Annotated in this window: 21 protein-coding genes and 2 tRNA genes; 10 read left to right on the forward strand and 13 right to left on the reverse strand. The window is 57.1% G+C overall.

Translation table 11 applies throughout. From position 1 onward, the window contains the following. Window positions 1-68: 68 nt before the first annotated feature. Window positions 69-563 carry a hypothetical protein gene (locus I6L44_RS00525; protein ID WP_216952967.1) on the reverse strand — a complete coding sequence of 165 codons (495 nt, stop codon included), beginning with the start codon at window positions 561-563 and terminating at the stop codon, window positions 69-71. A 176-nt stretch (window positions 564-739) separates the two neighbouring features. Between I6L44_RS00525 and I6L44_RS00530 the strand changes: the two genes are divergently transcribed. Beyond that, window positions 740-2,701 carry an EAL domain-containing protein gene (locus I6L44_RS00530; protein WP_216952968.1) on the forward strand — a complete coding sequence of 654 codons (1,962 nt, stop codon included), beginning with the start codon at window positions 740-742 and terminating at the stop codon, window positions 2,699-2,701. 56 nt (window positions 2,702-2,757) lie between these two features. Here I6L44_RS00530 and rraB read toward each other — a convergent pair whose 3' ends face one another. Then, window positions 2,758-3,093: a ribonuclease E inhibitor RraB gene (rraB, locus tag I6L44_RS00535; RefSeq protein WP_216954308.1), complete on the reverse strand. Its 336-nt coding sequence runs from the start codon at window positions 3,091-3,093 to the stop codon at window positions 2,758-2,760. A gap of 265 nt (window positions 3,094-3,358) precedes the next feature. On the opposite strand from rraB, the gene I6L44_RS00540 reads away from it, so the two are divergent. The 4 genes from I6L44_RS00540 to I6L44_RS00555 all read left to right on the forward strand — a co-directional run bounded on the left by I6L44_RS00540 (window position 3,359) and on the right by I6L44_RS00555 (window position 6,291). Then, window positions 3,359-3,434: transfer RNA gene (locus tag I6L44_RS00540), tRNA-Phe, on the forward strand. Between the two features lie 4 nt (window positions 3,435-3,438). Continuing rightward, window positions 3,439-3,514, forward strand: a tRNA-Asn gene (locus I6L44_RS00545). 426 nt (window positions 3,515-3,940) lie between these two features. Then, on the forward strand, window positions 3,941-5,215 hold the full coding sequence (locus I6L44_RS00550; protein ID WP_216952969.1) for an alpha/beta hydrolase: 1,275 nt from the start codon (window positions 3,941-3,943) through the stop codon (window positions 5,213-5,215). A gap of 350 nt (window positions 5,216-5,565) precedes the next feature. Then, the gene (locus tag I6L44_RS00555; RefSeq protein ID WP_216954309.1) at window positions 5,566-6,291 is read left to right on the forward strand and encodes a carbonic anhydrase; all 726 of its coding nucleotides are present in this window, start codon (window positions 5,566-5,568) and stop codon (window positions 6,289-6,291) included. An 87-nt stretch (window positions 6,292-6,378) separates the two neighbouring features. On the opposite strand, the gene I6L44_RS00560 is transcribed toward I6L44_RS00555, so the two are convergent. Continuing rightward, complete coding sequence (locus I6L44_RS00560) at window positions 6,379-7,287, reverse strand: pseudouridine-5'-phosphate glycosidase (RefSeq protein ID WP_216952970.1); 909 nt, start codon at window positions 7,285-7,287, stop codon at window positions 6,379-6,381. After that, the gene (locus I6L44_RS00565; protein WP_216952971.1) at window positions 7,281-8,372 is read right to left on the reverse strand and encodes a PfkB family carbohydrate kinase; all 1,092 of its coding nucleotides are present in this window, start codon (window positions 8,370-8,372) and stop codon (window positions 7,281-7,283) included. The genes I6L44_RS00560 and I6L44_RS00565 overlap by 7 nt, the downstream gene beginning before the upstream one ends. Before the next feature lie 204 nt (window positions 8,373-8,576). Here I6L44_RS00565 and I6L44_RS00570 point away from each other — a divergent pair, with 204 nt between their 5' ends. After that, window positions 8,577-9,029 carry an RNA methyltransferase gene (locus I6L44_RS00570; RefSeq protein WP_216954310.1) on the forward strand — a complete coding sequence of 151 codons (453 nt, stop codon included), beginning with the start codon at window positions 8,577-8,579 and terminating at the stop codon, window positions 9,027-9,029. Window positions 9,030-9,047: 18 nt separating this feature from the next. Here the strand turns inward: I6L44_RS00570 and I6L44_RS00575 are convergent, their stop codons facing one another. After that, a complete protein-coding gene (locus I6L44_RS00575) occupies window positions 9,048-9,797 on the reverse strand; it encodes an ABC transporter substrate-binding protein (protein WP_216952972.1) in 750 nt (249 codons plus the stop codon). Window positions 9,798-9,990: 193 nt separating this feature from the next. Here I6L44_RS00575 and I6L44_RS00580 point away from each other — a divergent pair, with 193 nt between their 5' ends. Next, complete coding sequence (locus I6L44_RS00580; RefSeq protein WP_216952973.1) at window positions 9,991-10,422, forward strand: universal stress protein; 432 nt, start codon at window positions 9,991-9,993, stop codon at window positions 10,420-10,422. A 76-nt stretch (window positions 10,423-10,498) separates the two neighbouring features. Here I6L44_RS00580 and I6L44_RS00585 read toward each other — a convergent pair whose 3' ends face one another. The 4 genes from I6L44_RS00585 to crp form a co-directional block, all read right to left on the reverse strand. After that, the gene (locus tag I6L44_RS00585) at window positions 10,499-11,128 is read right to left on the reverse strand and encodes a murein L,D-transpeptidase catalytic domain family protein (protein WP_216952974.1); all 630 of its coding nucleotides are present in this window, start codon (window positions 11,126-11,128) and stop codon (window positions 10,499-10,501) included. Between the two features lie 176 nt (window positions 11,129-11,304). After that, window positions 11,305-12,411: a porin gene (locus I6L44_RS00590; protein ID WP_216952975.1), complete on the reverse strand. Its 1,107-nt coding sequence runs from the start codon at window positions 12,409-12,411 to the stop codon at window positions 11,305-11,307. Window positions 12,412-12,754: 343 nt separating this feature from the next. Next, window positions 12,755-13,555, reverse strand: a complete 801-nt coding sequence (locus tag I6L44_RS00595; protein ID WP_216952976.1) for a putative RNA methyltransferase — start codon at window positions 13,553-13,555, stop codon at window positions 12,755-12,757. Window positions 13,556-13,680: 125 nt separating this feature from the next. Further along, window positions 13,681-14,319 carry a cAMP-activated global transcriptional regulator CRP gene (gene crp, locus I6L44_RS00600; RefSeq protein WP_005335304.1) on the reverse strand — a complete coding sequence of 213 codons (639 nt, stop codon included), beginning with the start codon at window positions 14,317-14,319 and terminating at the stop codon, window positions 13,681-13,683. 300 nt (window positions 14,320-14,619) lie between these two features. Between crp and I6L44_RS00605 the strand changes: the two genes are divergently transcribed. Both I6L44_RS00605 and I6L44_RS00610 read left to right on the forward strand, forming a co-directional pair. Then, entirely contained in the window at window positions 14,620-15,024 is a 405-nt protein-coding gene (locus I6L44_RS00605; protein ID WP_216952977.1) for an OsmC family protein, read from the forward strand. A 97-nt stretch (window positions 15,025-15,121) separates the two neighbouring features. Further along, the gene (locus tag I6L44_RS00610; protein ID WP_216952978.1) at window positions 15,122-15,418 is read left to right on the forward strand and encodes an MliC family protein; all 297 of its coding nucleotides are present in this window, start codon (window positions 15,122-15,124) and stop codon (window positions 15,416-15,418) included. Window positions 15,419-15,577: 159 nt separating this feature from the next. Here I6L44_RS00610 and I6L44_RS00615 read toward each other — a convergent pair whose 3' ends face one another. The 3 genes from I6L44_RS00615 to I6L44_RS00625 are packed head-to-tail and all read right to left on the reverse strand — an operon-like array spanning window position 15,578 to window position 17,273. Continuing rightward, window positions 15,578-16,111: a DUF4136 domain-containing protein gene (locus I6L44_RS00615; protein WP_216952979.1), complete on the reverse strand. Its 534-nt coding sequence runs from the start codon at window positions 16,109-16,111 to the stop codon at window positions 15,578-15,580. Between the two features lie 15 nt (window positions 16,112-16,126). After that, on the reverse strand, window positions 16,127-16,996 hold the full coding sequence (locus I6L44_RS00620) for a phosphoribulokinase (RefSeq protein WP_157162054.1): 870 nt from the start codon (window positions 16,994-16,996) through the stop codon (window positions 16,127-16,129). A gap of 52 nt (window positions 16,997-17,048) precedes the next feature. Then, complete coding sequence (locus I6L44_RS00625) at window positions 17,049-17,273, reverse strand: YheU family protein (RefSeq protein ID WP_216952980.1); 225 nt, start codon at window positions 17,271-17,273, stop codon at window positions 17,049-17,051. A 145-nt stretch (window positions 17,274-17,418) separates the two neighbouring features. On the opposite strand from I6L44_RS00625, the gene I6L44_RS00630 reads away from it, so the two are divergent. Beyond that, complete coding sequence (locus tag I6L44_RS00630; RefSeq protein WP_254204247.1) at window positions 17,419-18,522, forward strand: diguanylate cyclase; 1,104 nt, start codon at window positions 17,419-17,421, stop codon at window positions 18,520-18,522. On the opposite strand, the gene I6L44_RS00635 is transcribed toward I6L44_RS00630, so the two are convergent. Then, a complete protein-coding gene (locus I6L44_RS00635; RefSeq protein WP_216952982.1) occupies window positions 18,501-19,487 on the reverse strand; it encodes a hydrolase in 987 nt (328 codons plus the stop codon). The genes I6L44_RS00630 and I6L44_RS00635 overlap by 22 nt on opposite strands. Window positions 19,488-19,512 lie beyond the last annotated feature (25 nt).

Raw genomic sequence — 19,512 nt, forward strand, 5'->3', positions numbered from 1 at the left:
CCAACTCGGGACAGTAAAAAAGCGGCAGAGCAATCTGCCGCTTTTTTTATCTTGGCAGGGAGGCGAAATTAGTTGCCGAGTGTGGCAAACAGGCTCTGCTCAAGGGTGCCGCGGGAGACGCAGACCGGCTTGATGGACGGGGCTGATACGCGCTCGCCTGAGGATTCCACAAAGAACAGCTCGGTGTTGCCTTTGACGTTGACGGTGGCCACGCTGCTGTTGCCGCTCTGGGTGATGATCAGGTTGATCTGCAGGTCAGGGTTGCCCAGTGCTACTTTGGAACCCATGGTGCCGCAGTCCAGCCACTCAAGTCCGTCGGCCGACTGGTTGACATTGGCGGTCATCAGGCCGGCACCGCGCTGACTGTTTTCGATGGTGAGGCCGTGGTCGGTGAACCACTTTTCGGCGCGAGCCCACACCAGATCCACCGGGATCGCCATCTCCTGGGTATTGTTGGTCGCCTTGGCGACCGGCGGGTTGTAGCGATACTCCTCACCACCGTTATTGTCGCCAGCACAACCTGCCAGCAGCAGCGCCAATGCGCACCCCATCATCTTTTTCATCTTGCTTCTCTCGTCCATTTATCAGGCCATTGGCCAACCGGTGCCTATTATCACCTGAGCGACAACCTCTGTCAGCATGCGTGCTGCATCGGTGTAAACGGAGGGGTTACCGGGGGTGCTTTACAAAATTGGTTTGCTATCATAGATTTGCTCGAAATTCCTCCATAAGCGCCCCTGTGACCAACATGCTTACCCCGGATCTGCTTCAGCAGATCATCGACCAGTTGCCAATGAGTATCTTCTGTCGTGATAGGCATGGTCGCTACCTGTTTGCCAATCGTGAATTTGCCATTGAGGCCAAGCTGGGTTCACCCGCCGAGGTGGTCGGCAAGAGTGATGCAGAGATGCCATGGGGCGATGTATTTCGTACCGAGGACGCACAGTTGCTGACGGGGGGCGTTCCCTTGCTTCATCAACAGTTGCACTGTAATCGGGGCGGTGAGACCTGCTGGATGGAGGTGCACAAGATCCCGCTTTACACGGCTCAGGGTGAGCCATATGCCGTATTCGGAATGGTCAACGAGATTGCCCAGCGCAAGCACTTGGAACAGACGGTCAAAAAACAGCAGGTGTTGCAGCGTTTTCTGCTCGATGCCATCCCTGACCTGATCCGTTTCGATGATCACAACGGTGTGTTGCTGGAGTGCAACCAGGCGTTTCTCGACTTTATTGGTCAGGGGGCGGATGAGGTGCTGGGTCAGCAGCTGCCGTTCCGGCTGGCGGCACCCCAAGGGATGGGCCACGGCGAATGTTGTCTGCTGGATGCCAGAGGGCAGGGACGGCATATGGAGATCACCCGGGTCGATGTCCCCGATGGGGATGGTCACTCCCTCGGGATCCTGACGCTGGGGCGCGATATCACTGGCTTGCGCACCACTCAGGCACAGTTGCAGCAGGAGCAGCACTACGACAGCCTCACCGGGCTGCTCAAACTCTCCCGTTTCTTGCAGACCAGCCGCCATTTGGGGGGCCGCAGCGCCACACTGGTGCTGGTCGATCTGCACCACTTTCGTGAGGTTAACGATCGCTTCGGGATCCGGATTGCTGATCGCCTGCTGAGCCAGGTGGCCAAGCGACTACAGCAATTGGTTCCGCCGCGAACCTTGCTCTGCCGGGTGGCTGCCGATGACTTCTGTCTGTTACTCCCCGATTTCAACGAGCCGTTGCAGGAGTGGAACCAGCATCTGCAGCAGCAGTTGATGGAGTACTATCAGGTGGAAGAGCATCGTATCCAGATCCCGGTGTTTCTGGGGCTGGCTCAGGGTCGGGCAAGCGATGCCGAGCGGTTGCTCAGCCATGCTGAAGCGGCGCTGGCGCAGGGCAAGCGGCAGCAGCAGTACTGCACTCTGTTTGATCCGGCGCTGCACGCCCGGCTCAAGCGGCGTCAACTGATCGCCGCCCAGTTACCGCTCGCCATCAAGTCATCCCAGCTGGTTGCCGTCTACCAACCCATTATCAGCAGCACAACCCATCAGCTTTGTGGTGCAGAATTGCTTTGCCGCTGGCCGCATCCTGAACTTGGCATGATCTCGCCGGAAGAATTTATTCCACTGGCCGAAGAGATGGGGATCATCGGCCAACTTGGTCAACTGATGCTGGAGTTGGGGTGTGCTCAGTTGGCCCAGTGGCAAACCGATCAGCCGGATATGGTACTCTCCATCAACCTTTCGCCGTTGCAGTTTCGTGATCCGGCGCTCTGCAAGCAGGTGCAGGGCTGCATTGCCCGTCATGGTCTGAATGCAGGCCAGCTGGAGCTGGAGATCACTGAAGGAGTCTTGATGGAGAATGCCGATGAGATCGAGACCAACCTGGATAACCTGATCGCCGCCGGTTTTCAACTGGCCATCGATGATTTCGGTACCGGGTATTGCTCGCTGGCCTATCTGCCAAGGCTCAAGGTCGCCACGCTCAAGCTGGATCGCAGCTTCACCCAGGGGTTGGTCAGCAACAGTGCCACCACCGCCATCGTGAGATCGGTCATCGGACTTGGCCATGAGCTGGGGATCTGCATTACTGCAGAAGGGGTGGAAACCGTCGAGCAACAGTTGTGGCTGACCCAGGCGGGGTGTGATCGGCTACAGGGTTATCTGTTCAGCCCCCCGTTGCCGCCCGAGCAGTTTGCCGCCAGTTATTTGTGACAGTCTGCAATAACAGAGAGGCCACCCGCAGGTGGCCTCTCTGTTTGTGGCAGGGATCAATCCTGAAAGTAGGTGCCCCAGCCATCGTAGTCCACCCCGTATTTTTCCAGGATGGGCAGCATCTTTTCGATATCGGCAACGATGGCTTCGACATCCAGCTTGCACTCGATGGTGGCATCGAAGCAGAAGATGGTGGCGCCGTCATCCAGTTCCATCTCTTCGGCATCGGTCACTTCAAAACCGGCCTTGAACAGGTCAACCGCTGCTTTTTCCAGACGGTCGAAATCCTGGCAGGCGAAGTGGTGCTCGATGTCGTAATCCGCATCGGGATTGCTGCCATCGGCCAGCAGTTCGTTGACGATCTCGGTGGTCTCTTCACGCCACTCTTGCATATTCAGACTCATGTTGCCTCCAGGCGGTATCATTGCGGCAAAGCATACTCGCAGAGTGGATTCGGCTCAATGTGGCAAAGCTATAGAGGCCGTGATTTCCCGCAGTTTGGTGATCATTCATATATGAGACGGGTCACGGTTAGGCAGATTTCTGCTCCGAAACGGCTAATAACCGTTCATTGCGTTCAGTTGTTGAGCGAACGTGCTTTTTATCGTGCCATCATGGTTGACACCCTGCGCTGGAAAGGGTTTAATGCGCGCCGTTGCCCAGATAGCTCAGTCGGTAGAGCAGGGGATTGAAAATCCCCGTGTCGGCGGTTCGATTCCGTCTCTGGGCACCACAATTCCTCCTTAGTTCAGTCGGTAGAACGGCGGACTGTTAATCCGTATGTCACTGGTTCAAGTCCAGTAGGAGGAGCCAAATTCGAAAAGCCCGCTCAATCGAGCGGGCTTTTTCATTTCTAGTTGCTGTTGCATGCTGCCAAAAAGAGCGTTGCGCCACAGGTGGCACTGAACAGCAGCATTCCGGTCTGCAGCATGCTGCCAGGGCATGGCTTCTTCTCTCTTTTTCTGGCCCTGATCCACTTCGGTTTCATCACATTCCCTTATCTATTTTGTCGGCCTGAATGGCTGCACTCCTGTGCAGGCGAGCCATCTTTGTTGAATGGCGCCATGGCGTCAATCTCCCTCGCAAAACAATTAATTCAGCACCGTTGAAGAGCGGCTTGTCGGGTGATGTTTCGACCTTTAAGCCATTGTTAACATTTTGGAAAACCTGAGTGACCCTGTGGCCTGGCGGGGATATGATGGGATCAATGATGTTCCCATCCTGACGGAGAGATCCCAGATGAGCAGCCCCTTGAGCTATGTACTGGACGGCATTCATTGCGAGCCGCACTTTTTTACCGTTCCCCTCGATCATGATGAGCCGGATGGTGACAGCATTACCCTGTTTGCCCGTACCCTCTGCCGTAAAGACAAGCTCGATGAGAAGTTGCCCTGGCTGCTGTTTTTGCAAGGGGGGCCGGGATTCGGGGCGCCGCGCCCGACGGCTAACAGTGGTTGGCTCAAGCGGGCGTTGCAGGAGTTCAGAGTGCTGCTGCTGGATCAGCGTGGCACCGGGATGTCGAGCCCCATCCATGGGCATATTCTGGCCAAAATGACACCGACCGAGCAGGCGGAGTATCTCAGCCATTTTCGCGCCGACAGCATAGTGCAAGATGCTGAGTTCATCCGGCAGGAGCTCAGCCCCAAGCATCGCTGGAGCCTGCTGGGGCAAAGTTTTGGCGGTTTTTGCTGCCTGACCTATCTCTCGCTCTTCCCCGATAGCCTGCGGGAGGTCTATATCACCGGCGGTATCGCGCCGATCAGCCGCAGTGCCGAGGAGGTTTACCGTGCCACCTACCAGAGGGTGGCTGACAAGAACCGTGCCTTCTTCGCCCGCTTCCCCCACGCTCAGGGGATTTCCAACCGGCTGGCCAACCATCTGCACCATCACGATGTGCGGCTGCCCAACGGCCAGCGCCTGACGGTGGAGCAGTTCCAGCAGCAAGGGCTGGATCTCGGCGCTACGGGTGCTTTCGAGGAGCTTTATTACCTGCTGGAGGAGGCCTTTATCGGTGACAAGCTGAGCCCGGCCTTTCTCTATCAGGTGCAGAGCATGCAGCCATTCAATACCAACCCGCTGTTTGCCATTCTGCACGAGGCTATCTACGCCGAAGGGGAGGCGACTCGCTGGGCGGCGGATCGGGTCAGAGGGGAGTTTCCTGCGGTGAACTGGGCGCCCGGCAAGGATTTCGCCTTCACCGGCGAGATGGTTTACCCCTGGATGTTCGAGCAGTTTCGCGAGTTGCTGCCCCTGAAAGAGGCGGCTCATCTGCTGGCCAACAAGGCGGACTGGGGGGCGCTCTATGACCCGGCACAATTGGCCCGCAACAAGGTGCCGGTAGCCTGCGCCGTCTATGCCGAGGATATGTATGTGGAGTTTGACTACAGCCGCGAGACCCTGCGTGGCCTGGGCAACAGTCGTGCCTGGATCACCAATGAATATGAGCACAACGGTTTGCGTGCCGATGGTGAAGCGATTCTTGATCGTCTGATCGCGTTGAATCGCGACCGTTAATTGCCGTTATCGTCAACCATCGCGGGAGCCCGGACTCCCGCGATGGTTGTGATGGATGGTTGTTATGAAAGCGTGACTCCCTGAACCTTGCCCCGTATCCGCCAGACGATGAGTGGATAGCCGGCTGATTAATTTCCCCCTCTTTCACTGTCTCTGTCGATCCCTCACCATATACTTGCCAAACGACTCTGTATTGAGCCGCGGTCCAACCGATTGACCAACCCGTGCTCGTTACCATTAGAAAGTCGCTCTGATGTTCTGTATCCCGCGTATCAGATATACCATCTCTGCATGCCCCGCTATCCGGGGGAGGGGATGGTCGTGCTTTTCAATCAAGATAAGGATGTATGATGAGAAAGTCTCTGTTGGCCTGCTCCCTGTTGCTGTGCCCTGTCGTGTTTGCTGCCACCCCCCATTGGGAATATAGCGGTGAGGCGGGGCCTACCCACTGGGCCAAGCTGACCCCTGAGTTTGGCCAGTGTGCGGGTAGCAATCAGTCGCCGGTTGACCTGAACGGATTGGTCGAGGCCAAACTGGCCCCGCTGGTACTCCACTATCAGGCGGGTGGCAACACAGTGGTCAACAATGGTCATACCGTGCAGGTCGGTTATGCCCCGGGCAGCATTTTGCAACTCGATGGCACCAGGTTTGAGCTCAAGCAGTTCCACTTCCACGCCCCGAGTGAAAACCTCATCGAGGGCAAATCCTATCCGCTGGAAGGGCATCTGGTGCACGTCAGTGACAAGGAAGAGATCGCCGTGGTGGCGGTGATGTTCGAGGCTGGCAAGGCCAATCCTGCGCTGGCGGCAGCTTGGAGTGCATTACCTGCCAAGGTGGGGGAGATCCAGGCCCTCAAGGCGCCGCTCTCTGCTGAGCAACTGCTGCCGGAAAGCCATGACTACTATCGCTTCAGCGGTTCCCTTACAACGCCTCCCTGCTCGGAAGGGGTGCGCTGGCTGGTGATGAAGCAGCCGGTTGAGGTCAGTCAGGCCCAGATCGACGCCTTCAAGGCGGTGATGCACCACCCCAACAACCGACCGGTGCAGCCCCTCAATGGGCGCGTGGTACTGCAATAACACAGCGTTGCAATAGCGCTGCAGATAGCAAAAACAACAAAGAGGGCCGCGAGGCCCTCTTTTACATGGCGAGGTATCGGTGTGCAATTAAAGCGCGGCGGCGATGCGGGCGCCAAGCGCCGCGTTGTTCAGTACCAGCTGAATGTTGGCCGCCAGTGAGTTGCCGCCGGTCAGCTCGCAGACGCGGGCCAGCAGGAAGGGGGTTGACGCCTTGCCCTTGATCCCCTGCTCATCCGCTTCACGCAGCGCTTGGGCAATGGCTGCGTCGATATCAGCTTTCGGCATGGCGTGTGCGGTCGGGATGGGGTTGGCCACCACGGCGCCGCCCGCCAGTCCCAGCTCCCACTTGAGGCGCAGCGCCTCGGCGATGGCCGCCGGGGTATCGAGGCGATAATCGACCTTGAAGCCGCTCTCGCGGGTGTAGAAGGCTGGCAGCTCCTCGGTTTGATAGCCGATCACCGGTACGCCCTGGGTCTCCAGATACTCCAGGGTCAGCCCGATATCGAGTATCGACTTGGCTCCGGCGCAGACTACGGCCACCGGCGTTTGTGCCAGCTCCTGCAGGTCGGCTGAGATATCGAAGGTCTCCTGCGCACCGCGATGTACCCCGCCGATCCCGCCGGTGGCAAAGACCCGGATCCCCGCCATGGCGGCGATGATCATGGTGGAGGCGACCGTGGTGGCCCCCATCCCCTTGCGTGCCAGCACGAACGGAATGTCGCGGCGGCTGCACTTGGTAACCGCATGGCCAGCCCGACCGAGGGCCTCCAGCGCACCGGCATCCAGTCCCACCTTGAGGCGGCCATCGAGGATGGCGATGGTGGCCGGAATGGATCCGTTATCGCGCACCACCTGCTCCACCTGACGGGCCGTCTCCACGTTCTGCGGATAGGGCATGCCGTGGGAGATGATGGTGGATTCGAGGGCAACCACCGGTTTGCCAGCAGCTAGCGCGGCAGCCACTTCCGGTTGGATATCGAGGTAAGCGTTCAGCATGAGTACTCCTCCAGTATGCGGTCAACGGCGGTCTTGCTCAGACCGGAAAAAACGGTATCGGAACAATTGACGGTGAGGGCGGCGCAGCCCAAGGCAAAGCGGGTGGTTTGGGCAATGTCGAGCTCTTGCAGCCAGGCGTGGGCGAGGCCAGCCATAAAGGCATCCCCGCCGCCGGTGACGTTGAGCACCGGACTACCCAGCACAGGCAGGTGGCCCTGCTGCTCGCCATCGCTGTAAAAGATCCCCTGTTCACCCAGACTGAGGAACAGTCGCTTGACCCCGGCGCGGTGGAACCAGGCGGCCACCATGGGCCAGGTTTCGGGCCCGGCGATGGTCATGCCGCACAACTGCTCGGCTTCACTGCGATTGGGTTTGAGGGTGTGGATCTTGCCGAGCCAGGGGCGGATCTTCTCCACCTTGGCCACCGAAACGGTATCGACAAAGATGGCGTGCTCTCCCTGCCGCTCGAACAGCCAGTCGAGGGTGTGGATGGCCAGATTGGTGTCGAGCACCCAAAGCCGGGCACCGCCGAGAAAGCCACCGAGCGGGGTCAGGCGGGCAGGGGTGAGCTGCTCTATGATGGTCATGTCGTTGATGGCGCAGCTCATTTCGCCGCTGCCATCATGCAGGCTGAGGTAGCAAGAGGTAGTGTGGCCATCGAGCACCAGGGTCTGGCGCACATCGACGCCGGCCCGCTGGCTTACCTCCAGCAGATGATGACCATACTGGTCGTTGCCGACCGCTGTAAGCAGCCGGGTGTCGCTGCCGAGCCGCGCCAGATTCTCGGCGATATTGCGGCCAACACCACCTGCCGAGGTGCGCACCTTGCCCGGGTTGGAGTCGCCGAGCAGCAGGTTGTCATGGCTGGTGCCACAAATATCCATATTGGCACCGCCGATCACCACTACGTAGGGGCCTTCTCGCAGTACATAACCTCTGCCTTGCACATATCCCTGCCGGATCAGGCTGGAGATGTGGCTGGCCAGCGCGGAGCGGCTGATGCCGAGGCGATCGGCCAGATCCTGCTGGGCAATCATGGGATCCTGACGCAGCAGGGCTAGGATCTCTTGTTCACGCTCAGTCATAGACAAACATCCATTTACAAACGTTTGTCCATTATTGCTGGGAAACGTTTGCTGGCTATCGGCTTGTACAAAATTTGTCGGCTTGCGCACAAAAAATCGACATTCAAAGCTGGGTTGGCAAGCGGTTTAGCTGGGGAGGGGACTTTTAACGGGTCGGTGGCCCTGCAACGGCTTATAATGGCCGTCGCAAGATGAGGAGAGATGATGGAAAAGAGTGCATTCTGCTGCGTGGGGTTGGTCAATCCCAAGTCCCCGGAAAATGTCGGTTCCGTGATGCGGGCTGCGGGTTGTTACGGGGTGGACGAGGTCTACTACACCGGCAACCGCTTCGAGCTGGCGCGCCGCTTTGCCACTGATACCAAGCAGATGGTGGAGAAGATCCCGCTGCTCGGGGTGGATGATCTGATGGCGTTTATCCCGCAGGGATGCGTGCCCGTGGTGGTCGATCTGATCGACGGCGCTACACCGCTCCCCGACTATGTCCATCCGGAACGCGCTTTTTATATCTTCGGGCCGGAGGATGGTACGCTCGATCCTGCCCTCTATGGCGCGGTGAAAGATGTGGTTTATGTGCCGACCAGTGGCTGTATGAATCTGGCGGCCTCGGTCAATGTGATCCTCTACGACCGCTTGGCCAAGGGAATGAGGGGAGAGTAATTAGCGCAACGTTATCATTCAGTCTGCAGGACTGGCAGCCACTTTCTGTTCCAGTTCTTCGATAAAACCCTGATAGTAGTCATAGAGCTGATAGTGCTTATAGATCTCTGCCAGACCCCCGCTGCGGATCAACTCAACCATTCCCTTATCCCAGAGCTGTAACATCCGGTTGCCTTGCTGGGTATCGGCAAAAATGGGATAGGTCGGGATCCAGCGCAGGAAGACGCGATGCAGCTCGGGAGGGATAGCCTCATCCACATAGAGCACGCCGGCAGTGAGGTAATAGCGATATCGCTCTTTACCAAGCAGTTGCAGGGCCAGCTCATCGCTGTCAATTTCATGCCACTGCATGGTGACCGCAATGTACTTGTCGAATGCCCAGCCCCGCCGCCATATCACGGTTTGCCCTTCCAGACTTTTCTCCCCTTGCCACTGGGGTTGCCATTTCTTGAGCATGAACACGGTCAGGTCATCCGCTGATGCCGGATAGCGAGATTGCTGGACGCCGGAGACTTCATCGCGATATACCCCCATGGCGATATCTCCCCCTTTTTTTGCAATGACAGCGAGAGCGCGCTTATAGGGCACAATATGGGGGGTTACCTGATAGCCGTGAGGCTGGTAGATGGCTCGCACCAGATCCAGATAGAGGCCTTTGCCATCCTTTTGACAAAAACCGGGCCAATCATCGCAATAAACGTCAATAGACTCTGCCCGGCAATTCGCCGCAGTGAACAGACAACAGAGCAACAGACAGATGCGTAGCATGGTCAGAGCTGGCCTCGCTGGGGCAGAGGAAAAAACACTGATACCCTACTTTATACCATGGCATTGATGGCGACGGCGTACAGAAAAAATCCCTGATGTTCATTTTGCGACAGGGTCGAGAGTTATTTTCAATCTGATGGTTATGATGAACTCAAGATTCAATAGTACCCCAATCAGTAGAGGAGACTGCATTATGCCATCGATCAAAACTCTGCTTTGTCCTGTCGATTTTTCCCAAATGTCCCGGGCGGTACTCGACTATGCCGTATTCATGGCGCAGAGCCATGAGGCCCAGCTCAAGCTGATCCATGTCGTAGACCAACTGCACGGCTTTGACAGTTACAAAATTCTTCATATGACAGCCGTTGAGATCACTCACGAAATGGAGCGTCAGGCCAGAGCCCAACTCAAAGAGCTGATTGCCACCCTGCCTATTCCGGCAACGTTTGATATTCGCTTTGGTAGGGCAGCGGATGAAATCATTATCCAGGCCAAGGAAGACGAGGTTGAACTGATCGTTATGGGGAGTCACGGCCGCTCCGGCATCAGCCATCTGCTGGTAGGCAGCGTTGCCGAATCCGTGGTGCGTCATGCTCCGTGCCCGGTCCTGGTGGTGCGCCAATAACTCGTCCCGTTTAGTGTGAGAGCGTGACAAACAAGGCCAGCGATTGCTGGCCTTGTGTTTTATGGTGTTGTGCCCGCTAGCCGTGGGCGTAGATGACACTGCCCCCTTTTATGGTATCTATGATGGCCCTGGCTTGTTCCTTTGGCAGGGCGGGACAGCCCCAGCTGCGGCCCAGTTTGTCATATTTGCGCAGATGGTTTGGGCTGGCATAGGCGGCGCCATGCACCACGATGGCACGTTTGCGGGCATTGCAGTTTTTGCCGGGGCTGAGTCCATCCAGCCGCAGGGAGTAGCCATGCTTGCCCAAGTAGGTTTCTGCGGTACGATAGACGCCGAGGGAGCTTTGTCGGGAGTTGAGCTGGTTGGAAAAGCGCTCTGCGGCTAGTTCACCTGAGTTGCGGCCATGGCTTACCCAGGTGTGATAAAGCAGTTTGTGACGTTTCATGTCGATGACGAACAGCCTGCGCTGAGTCGAAGGCTTGCTGTAATCAATGATGGTCAGGATGGATTTTTGCTTGCTGCGTACGCTTTGATAGCTGACAAGGGCTTTTTGAAAGGTTTGTCTGTCGAGTTTGCCGGCCAGCCCAAGCTGCTGATAGAGGTTGCGCTCACTACTGGCGGCGCTATTCCCGCTCCAGCCGATGCTCACCAGCAACAGTAACACTGGCCACAGTGGCCCCCACCGTTTTCCGAGTAACTCTGTCATCCCTGCTCCCCTCTTTGCGCATCCTTGCTTGTCCAACGGGCTGAAATTACAGCTATCCGCTCGATAGTTATATGCAAGGTGCTGAAAACGCGCAATAAAAAACCGGCCGCAGAGCGGCCGGAAGAAATTCAAACAGTAGACATTGGTTTCACAGGGTATAACCGACAGTCAACCTTTTAGAAGTTGTACTGCAGGGCGACAGCAACAACGTCGTCGGTGTTCTTGCCCAGAGAGTTGGTGGACTTGCCATCAACAGAGTCAAGCAGGTTCAGCTTGTAGTCAACGTAGGCGTTGAAGTTCTCGGTAAAGTTGTACCAGGCACCGATGGATACGTACTCGGTGTAGGTGTCGTCAATGCCGTGGGCAGTATCTTTGACGTCAGTGCGCAGGTAAGCCAGAGAAGGCTTGAACTTGCCGATGGTGTACTGGGCAACGGCTTCGTAACCATCCATCTTCTCGGCGTAGCCGTTGTTGACGAACAGGTGGTTCTCACCGTGGGAATAGGTTGCCGCCAGATAGAGGTCGCCTGCAGCATATTTGGCACCGAAGCCCATCAGCTTGGCATCTTTCTCGCCGCCAAAGGCTGCGTAGCGGGCCTGTTCGGCAGTTTTGCCAGCCTGGTTGTATGCAGCGCCCAGGCTCAGACCCATATCGAAGTCATAGTTGGCAGAGAAGGCAAAGCCCTCTTTGGAACCAGTGCTGTTCCAGCTCTCACCGTTGTAGAGGTTACCGTTGAAGGACTCGGCAATGGCGCTGCGGCCAGCATTTTGCGGGTTATTGTTACCAGTGAACTGGGCACCCAGAGTCAGACCTTCGTAGTTGAAGATGTACTGAGCCAGACCGTTGGTACGGCCGGTACCGAATACTTCGGTATCTTTGCCCAGGCCATCACCACCCCATTCGGGCAGTACGTCGGTATAGTTGTTTACGGCCTTGGTGAACAGACCATCCTGACGGCCATAACTGAAGGCACCGAAGCGATCGTGCTGGATGCCGGCATAGGCGTAACGCAGTTCATCGTTGTCAGAACCGGAGGTCGGCAGGTTGTATTCGGCAAAGCCGAATGCCTTCATCTCGGGAGCGATCTTGGTCTCGCCAGCAACGTGCAGACGGAAGTAGCTCTGATCTCCTTCGGCGCTGTTGTTGTCAGTGCCGTAGTAGGCACCCTGGGCACGGCCACCGATATCCAGCTTGGTGTCGTTCTGGTTGTAAACGGTAGCAGCGTGGGCGCCACTGGCCAGCAGCAAGCTGGAGATGGCCATAGTCAGTGCAGACTTTTTCATATCCTTATTTCCTCTGATGTAAACACTTCCGAACCTGTGGTCGGTTCTATGGAAATCGGAAAGGGTCCGATAGCCACACGGTAGGCGCTTGAACCTTGACTGGGCCTGAATCTGTCGTCGTTTAATTTGGTGCTGAAGGGCGCTGTTGATACTGGATATGACGTTTTTTGACAGGTTAAAAAGAGATTAAATTCAATGAATTATTCTCTATTGGCTGTTTTGACATTAAAGCTGGCCTGACCAATAAGGTCGATGACTCAAGTTGTGAGGCGAATCACGAAGGGGGAGAAGAGTGGCGGGAGGAAAATGGGACAGGAGCACTTGCCGTGCTCCTGTCAGGCGGTCAGCTTGCTTTTTGCCACAGTGTCATCAGCAAATCCTGTTCCAGCTGTGCCGGACCTTGCTGGATAAAGGCATGGCGCTGTTCGCCGTTGGCGCGCCAGCCGAGACGGCTTGTCTCCAGAATAAAGGCGCGCATGGTCTGATCCATAGAGATAGGGAACTGGCAGCGCTCCTGGCTTACCAGCCGGAGACCGGCAAGCGAGGGCCAGCTTAAAGGGTGTTCCATACTCACCGGATTGAGGCTGACCCGCAGTTGCCACTGATGACGCGGGCCCGGCTGCAGATAGAGCAGATAGCCACCGGGGGCCAGCCAGCTGACCAGCTGTTCCGTCTTGACCTTGAGATCGTTGACCAGCAGCACCTGAGCAGAGCCCGGTTGCAACGGCGCGCGAGCGGGATCGGCAATGACAAACTGGCCGTCCGGCTGCGCTTTTTTGGCGGCAAAGATGGTGTTCTTGGCGATATCAACCCCAGCAAACTGCCAGCCGGGCAGGCGCTCTGCCAGCGCGCGGCAGTAGTAGCCTTCACCACATCCCAGATGAACCAGCTCTTGTGGGGCAAGGGGAGCGAGCAGGGAGGCCATGGCCTCGACCAGCGGCAGTTGGTGGCCGGCTTCCAGGAAATGGTGCTTGGCGCGCATCAGGGCACGGCTGTCGCTGTCTTTGGGGTTTTTCTTGCCGGGGATGAGATCCAGATAACCTTCCGGTGCCGGATCGAAGTGATGCTTGTTGTCGCAATAGCGCCCCTGGGAGGCTTCATGAAGATGGAGCGGACTGCGGCAACGGGGACATTGAAGGTGCATAGTAACTCTCTGGGCGAATGCCGGAACAGTGAAGGGCGTTCGGGATTATAGGGGAGAGGATCAAAAAAGGCTGCCGTAGCAGCCTTTTTTATCCCAAGGCCTCAGTCAGCCCTGCTGACGGGTCATCAGCGAGTGCCAAATACCACAATGGTCTTGCCGTGAGCAGAGATGAGCTCCTGCTCTTCCAGCATCTTGAGGATGCGGCCCACGGTTTCACGGGAGCAGCCGACGATCTGGCCGATCTCCTGACGGGTTATCTTGATCTGCATGCCATCCGGGTGGGTCATGGCATCTGGCTGCTTGGCCAGGTTGAGCAGAGTCTGGGCGATCCGGCCGGTCACATCCAGGAAGGCGAGGTTACCCACTTTCTGGCTGGTGTGCTGCAGGCGCTTGGCCATCTGGCCAGAGAGACGCATCAGAATGTCCGGGTTGACCTGGATCAGCTGGCGGAACTTCTTGTAAGAGATCTCGGCCACTTCGCAAGAGCCTTTGGCGCGAACCCAGGCGGAACGCTCGGGATTCTCGTTCTCCTCGAACATCCCCATCTCGCCCAGGAAGTCACCCTGGTTCAGATAGGAGAGGATCATCTCTTTGCCCTCATCGTCCTTGATCAAGACGGCCACAGTGCCCTTGACGATGTAGTAGAGGGTCTCCGCTTTTTCACCCGCATGGATCAGGGTGCTCTTCGCGGGATACTTATGAATGTGGCAGTGCGACAAGAACCATTCCAGGGTGGGATCGCTTTGCGGTTTGCCAATAACCATGAGAATTCCTCTGTAGTGTCTTTTTATGGACTTGTGCGTCCGGGCAAGCTGCCAATCTTGCCATTCCTTGTATTAGTCGCAGTAGGATAAGAGCCTTTGTCTGTGCTGACAAGGCTTTGCGCCCTTTTGCAAGAGCCCTTTGGGTAATGCCTGCTGCGCTGCTTCGGCCATTCTAGGGAAGATAGAGGTCGGAGATGTTGATTTTGATCTATTTCCATCCCAACTCCCCCTGTTCGGCAGAGATAAGCGACTGGGTTATGCTAGGGATCCATCATCACGATTAACAGGAGAGAGTGCGAGATGAAAGCCAAGGTCAGCTGGGTGGAAGGGATGAAGTTTGTGGGTGAGAGTGAATCCGGTCACAAGGTGATCCTGGATGGAGCCAACCCCGGTGAGGGGGCCAGCCCGATGGAGATGATCCTGCTGGCGGTCGGTGGCTGCAGCTCTATTGATGTGGTCTCCATCCTAGAAAAAGCGCGCCAGTCGGTGACCGCTTGTCATGTCGAGGTCAGTGGCGAACGGGTTGATAGCGTGCCCCGGGTTTTCGAGAAGATTAATCTGCACTTCGTGGTGACAGGCAAGGGATTGGCAGAGAAACAGGTGGCCAGAGCGGTCGATCTGTCGATGGAAAAATACTGTTCTGTTTCCCTGATGTTGGAAAAAGCGGTACAAATTACCCATAGTTATCAAATTGTTGAAGCTTGATAACTGACGATTGTTTCGTTGGTACCCTGGCATAAGGCCGTCACATGAGGCCTCTGCACAAGGCCATTACATAAGGCCATCACATAAGGAAAGTGCAATGAAAAAATTGATCGCTCTGCTTCCCCTGTTGGGTCTGGCGGCGTGCAGCAGCCCGCAACCTACCCAGTATCAATACAGCCAATACCAGTGTGGCGAAGAGATGCTGGCCATTACCTATGATGCCCAGGCTGACATGGTGCAGTTCCCCTATGCCGGGGTTTACCACAAACTGGCGCGTGTGGAGTCAGAGTCTGGCGCCAAATATTCTGACGGCCTGACCACCTTCTGGAATCAGGAGAAACAGGCGCTCCTCACCCAGAAAGGGGTTACGCTGCTGACCTGTACGCTCAAATAAGTGACCACAGATATCTGAAGGCGTGCAGCTTCGTGTCCCAGTCTGGCCAAGACCAGACTGGGACAAAACTGTGAGACAACTGTGAGACCACAAAAAACGGCTTGCCGGGAGGCAAGCCGTTTTTCTATCCATCCCTTTTCAATAAGCCAGCATTAACTGTTAATTGGTCGGGACGCTATGAAGCAGTTCGGCAGCGAGCTGCTGGCTGAGCGCCTGACGTTGGCTATCAGCAATGCTTACATCGCTGGTCAGCTGGATGATGCTGCTCCAGACTGCTTTCTGGGTTTTGCGATCGAGCAGCACTATGGCCAGCGAGCCTTTGCGCTGGTTGGCCGAGGCATAGACCCCGGGCGTCATGCCGAGGCGGGCGAAAATCTCGCCATCGCTCATATCCTTGCCGCCCGCGACGCCTATGGCGACCCACAGATCCGCCTCGTCGAGCGGCGCACTCTGCCACCCCTTGCCATTGAGCTCCCGGCTCACCGCCTGCTGCATCGGCTCCAGCCACCCTTCCGCCAGCTCACCGGCGAATTGATACTGCTCGGCCAGGGCGTAGCGCGGGGTTGCGCCATAGGTCCAGTTGCCAATCGGACGAACCAGCATGGTGCCGGACTCCAGCGTGGGGGCCGTCGGCCCGCTGCTGCAGCCGCCAAGCAGGGCGGCCAATACCACAGAGATAAACGCTAACCGCATTGTGAACTCCTTGGCTTAAGTGATCTTGCCGGTTTCAAGTAGTTGCTGGATGAGTGGCTTAAGGATCAACTCCATGGCAAACCCCATCTTGCCACCCGGCACGACGATGGTATTCATTCGTGACATGAATGAGCCGTCGATCATCGACAACAGATAGGGAAAATCGACCTGTTTTATGCCGCGAAACCGGATCACCAGCATACTCTCGTCCAGACTCGGGATCACCTTGGCACTGAAGGGATTGGAGGTGTCCACTGTCGGCACCCGTTGGAAGTTGATATGGGTGCGCGAGAACTGCGGGGTGATGAAGTTGATGTAATCATCCATGGAGCGGACTATGGAGTCGGTTACGGCCTCACGGGAGTGGCCGCGCTCCGAGGTATCGCGGATCAGCTTCTGGATCCACTCCAGGTTGACGATGGGCACCACGCCGATGAGAAAGTCCACGTGGCGGGCTACGTTGTGATCCTCAGTGACCACACCACCGTGCAGCCCTTCATAAAACAGCAGGTCAGTGTCGCTCGGCAGATGCTGCCAGGGGGTGAAGGTGCCGGGCATCTGGTTGAAGGGGACCGCCTCGTCAAAGCTGTGCAGATAGCGGCGATACTGGCCGGTGCCATCTTGGCCATAGCCCTGAAAAAAGCTCTCCAGCAAGCCGAAGTCATTGGCCTCGGGGCCAAAATAGCTGATGTGGCGTCCTTGTTCACGCGCCTTGCGGATTGCCACATCCATCTCGGGGCGGGTGTAGCGGTGAAAACTGTCACCTTCCACCACGGCTGCCTGATAACCCAATTGGTGGAACATGGATCGAAAGGCGATGGTGGAGGTAGAGGTACCGGCACCGGACGACCCGGTGACGGCGATAATGGGATGCTTGGCCGACATAGAATGCTCTCTTCCTTGGGAGTTTCGTTATACGGGCGTGAACCCGAGATGGTCAAGACGGCTCGTTGAAACGATCGCGTGGCACAATATTGACCGATTCATGCAACTCGCTATAGACGATCACGGCGATGCCTTGCTGTAATTGAGTCCTTACCATAGCGACTTTGGCTTCAAGCGAAACATCATGCTCGCCATATTCGGTGCCTTCTTGCAGCACAAACTGTTCGATCAGGTTGGTCAGGGTATCGGCATCCAACGCTTGCCAGGGGATTATCATGAAGGGATCTCGATGCAAAAGGGTATAACCGTCAGCTATTGTTGTGCGCAATAAAATGAGTGCAACCTCTTTTTACGCGTTTCGTGGAGTGTGAGACATGTTGTCTGAAGAGCAACGCCGGGCCCCCTCAACGATATCGGCTCACATGGATCTTGCTCGTCGCCAGGCCATCAGTCGCGGCATGGTCTGGTTCTGGTTGCTGAACTGGCTGGTTGTGCTGTTTCTGGCGATACGCTACCAGGTCTACAGCCAGGCAGGCCTGGCCAGTGACGGTACTCTGCCATGGCGCTTTCAGAGTGAGCTGGGCTTTGTCATGGTCGTGCTGCTGCTGCTGCCGGTTGCAGCCCTGCTCTGCAATCATCTGCAGGATCGAGTCTGGCTATGGTGCGCATTGGTCGTAATGCTGGTCTGGGGGGGCGTCTGGACGCTGCATATCTTCACCATTGGTGAAGTTGAGCTGCGAGGAGGGGCAAGTTATGCCAACGGGATCATGCGCCTCAATTTACTGGCTGCGCTGATCGCGTTTTATCCCGACCGACGCGTGTTGTATGCCTATCTCAGTGTACCGTTGCTATTTGGCGTTGCGCGTTTGTGGTGGCTGGAGGTGGATTTTCCGCAGCTTTATCTGCTTGAGGTGGTATGTACCATAATGGCGCTGGAGGTTGGTCGCCGGATGCTGCATCGCTGGTTTGAATTGGCCGTGATGCGTGAGCATGACAATCTGGCCCTGTTGCGGCGCCTCGATGCACTGGCCAAGCAGGATCCACTGACTGGTCTTGCCAATCGGCGCCACTTCAGTCAGGAGCTCGAACGCTGCAAAGCCCATAGTCAGTCGAGCGGCGCCCCGCTTGCCCTTATCCTCATCGATGTGGACTACTTCAAACGCTTTAACGATCACTATGGCCATCAGGCGGGGGATTTCTGCCTGCGGGAGGTGGCGCAGTTGATGATGCGTTCGGTGCGCAGTGAGGCGGATCTGGCCGCCCGTTATGGCGGCGAGGAGTTTGTGTTGCTACTGCCCGATGCCGACAGTCAGAGCGCCGCTGCGGTAGCGCGGCGGCTGCAGGATGGGCTGGCCGAATTGCAGCTTGAGCATCTGGCATCCGATGTTGCCAGTCGGGTGACCATCAGTCAGGGGATCGCGACACTGGAAGGCGGGGAGAGTGGTGAGCAGCTACTGGCGCGGGCCGACCAGGCCCTCTACATGGCCAAGGCTGGGGGGCGCAATCAGTTCTGCACCGCTCCCTGAGTCTGTTCGGCAATCCAGTGACTGATCCGCTCATCCAGCCAGAACTTTGGCCGCCAGGGCGTGCCATGCAGAAAACCGACATGGCCGCCGCGCTGGCTCAGCTCATAGCGCACCGTGGGCGAGAGTTGATCCGGCCGGGGAATGACCGCGTGTGACATAAAGGGATCGTCGGCGGCGTGCAGGATAAGGGTCGGGATGGGGATTTGAGCCAGCAGCGGTAGTCCCGAGCAGCTCTGGTAGTAGTGGCTGGCACTGTGAAAGCCGTGCAGCGGAGCGGTGACCAGTTCGTCAAAATCGCGCAGGGTGGCAATCTGCTCCACTTGCCGGGGCTGCCAGCGTTCACTCGCTTTCTGCTGTTGGCTGATCTTGCTGAGCAAATTGCGGCGCATGGTACGCAGCAGATAGTTCTGATAGACCTTTGAGAAACCCTGATTGACCCGTTCGGCACAGCTGGCCAGTTGCAGCGGGGCCGAGACTACCACTGCCGCTTTCAATGCCGCAGGACAGGCCCGTGCCAGCAAGTTGACCAGCATATTGCCACCCAGTGAAAAGCCGATGGCGATCAGCGGTTTGCCCGGGAAGCGTTGGCTCAGCTCGGCAATCAGCTCCTGCGCATCACCGATGGTGCCGGAGTGATAGGCATGCAGGTGGCGATTGGGCTCGCCGCTGCAGCCACGAAAGTGCATCAGCACGGCCTCTCTGCCCTCTTGCTGCAGATGGGTGAATAATCCCTTGGCATAGTGGGAGTGAATGCTCCCCTCCAGCCCGTGAAAGACCACCACCAGTGGTCGCGAATCTGTCGTGATCTCGCCGCTCCAGGCGAGATCGACAAAATCCCCGTCAGTCAGTTCGAAGCGCTCGGCCACAAATCGGGCCGGAGTCCGGCGCAGCCATTTGGGCAATATGGTCTGCAGATGAGGATTGCGGGCCCACCAGGGGGCGTGGAAGTGGCTTTCGGTCAGCATGGCGTCGTCGGTCTGGGTCGAAGAT

This window comes from Aeromonas sp. FDAARGOS 1414 (genome assembly GCF_019047065.1).
GTDB classification, from domain to species: domain Bacteria; phylum Pseudomonadota; class Gammaproteobacteria; order Enterobacterales; family Aeromonadaceae; genus Aeromonas; species Aeromonas veronii_A.

Bases quoted from the DNA above. Each gene is read 5' to 3' on its own strand.
- I6L44_RS00590 (WP_216952975.1), bottom strand. From the start codon at position 12,411: ATGAAAAAGTCTGCACTGACTATGGCCATCTCCAGCTTGCTGCTGGCC.
- I6L44_RS00625 (WP_216952980.1), bottom strand. From the start codon at position 17,273: ATGATAATCCCCTGGCAAGCGTTGGATGCCGATACCCTGACCAACCTG.
- I6L44_RS00565 (WP_216952971.1), bottom strand. From the start codon at position 8,372: ATGACTGAGCGTGAACAAGAGATCCTAGCCCTGCTGCGTCAGGATCCC.
- I6L44_RS00585 (WP_216952974.1), bottom strand. From the start codon at position 11,128: ATGACAGAGTTACTCGGAAAACGGTGGGGGCCACTGTGGCCAGTGTTA.
- I6L44_RS00610 (WP_216952978.1), top strand. From the start codon at position 15,122: ATGAAAAAATTGATCGCTCTGCTTCCCCTGTTGGGTCTGGCGGCGTGC.
- rraB (WP_216954308.1), bottom strand. From the start codon at position 3,093: ATGCAAGAGTGGCGTGAAGAGACCACCGAGATCGTCAACGAACTGCTG.
- I6L44_RS00560 (WP_216952970.1), bottom strand. From the start codon at position 7,287: ATGCTGAACGCTTACCTCGATATCCAACCGGAAGTGGCTGCCGCGCTA.
- I6L44_RS00595 (WP_216952976.1), bottom strand. From the start codon at position 13,555: ATGCACCTTCAATGTCCCCGTTGCCGCAGTCCGCTCCATCTTCATGAA.
- I6L44_RS00615 (WP_216952979.1), bottom strand. From the start codon at position 16,111: ATGCGGTTAGCGTTTATCTCTGTGGTATTGGCCGCCCTGCTTGGCGGC.
- I6L44_RS00570 (WP_216954310.1), top strand. From the start codon at position 8,577: ATGGAAAAGAGTGCATTCTGCTGCGTGGGGTTGGTCAATCCCAAGTCC.
- crp (WP_005335304.1), bottom strand. From the start codon at position 14,319: ATGGTTATTGGCAAACCGCAAAGCGATCCCACCCTGGAATGGTTCTTG.
- I6L44_RS00620 (WP_157162054.1), bottom strand. From the start codon at position 16,996: ATGTCGGCCAAGCATCCCATTATCGCCGTCACCGGGTCGTCCGGTGCC.
- I6L44_RS00635 (WP_216952982.1), bottom strand. From the start codon at position 19,487: ATGCTGACCGAAAGCCACTTCCACGCCCCCTGGTGGGCCCGCAATCCT.
- I6L44_RS00575 (WP_216952972.1), bottom strand. From the start codon at position 9,797: ATGCTACGCATCTGTCTGTTGCTCTGTTGTCTGTTCACTGCGGCGAAT.
- I6L44_RS00525 (WP_216952967.1), bottom strand. From the start codon at position 563: ATGAAAAAGATGATGGGGTGCGCATTGGCGCTGCTGCTGGCAGGTTGT.
- I6L44_RS00580 (WP_216952973.1), top strand. From the start codon at position 9,991: ATGCCATCGATCAAAACTCTGCTTTGTCCTGTCGATTTTTCCCAAATG.
- I6L44_RS00550 (WP_216952969.1), top strand. From the start codon at position 3,941: ATGAGCAGCCCCTTGAGCTATGTACTGGACGGCATTCATTGCGAGCCG.
- I6L44_RS00605 (WP_216952977.1), top strand. From the start codon at position 14,620: ATGAAAGCCAAGGTCAGCTGGGTGGAAGGGATGAAGTTTGTGGGTGAG.
- I6L44_RS00555 (WP_216954309.1), top strand. From the start codon at position 5,566: ATGAGAAAGTCTCTGTTGGCCTGCTCCCTGTTGCTGTGCCCTGTCGTG.
- I6L44_RS00630 (WP_254204247.1), top strand. From the start codon at position 17,419: ATGGATCTTGCTCGTCGCCAGGCCATCAGTCGCGGCATGGTCTGGTTC.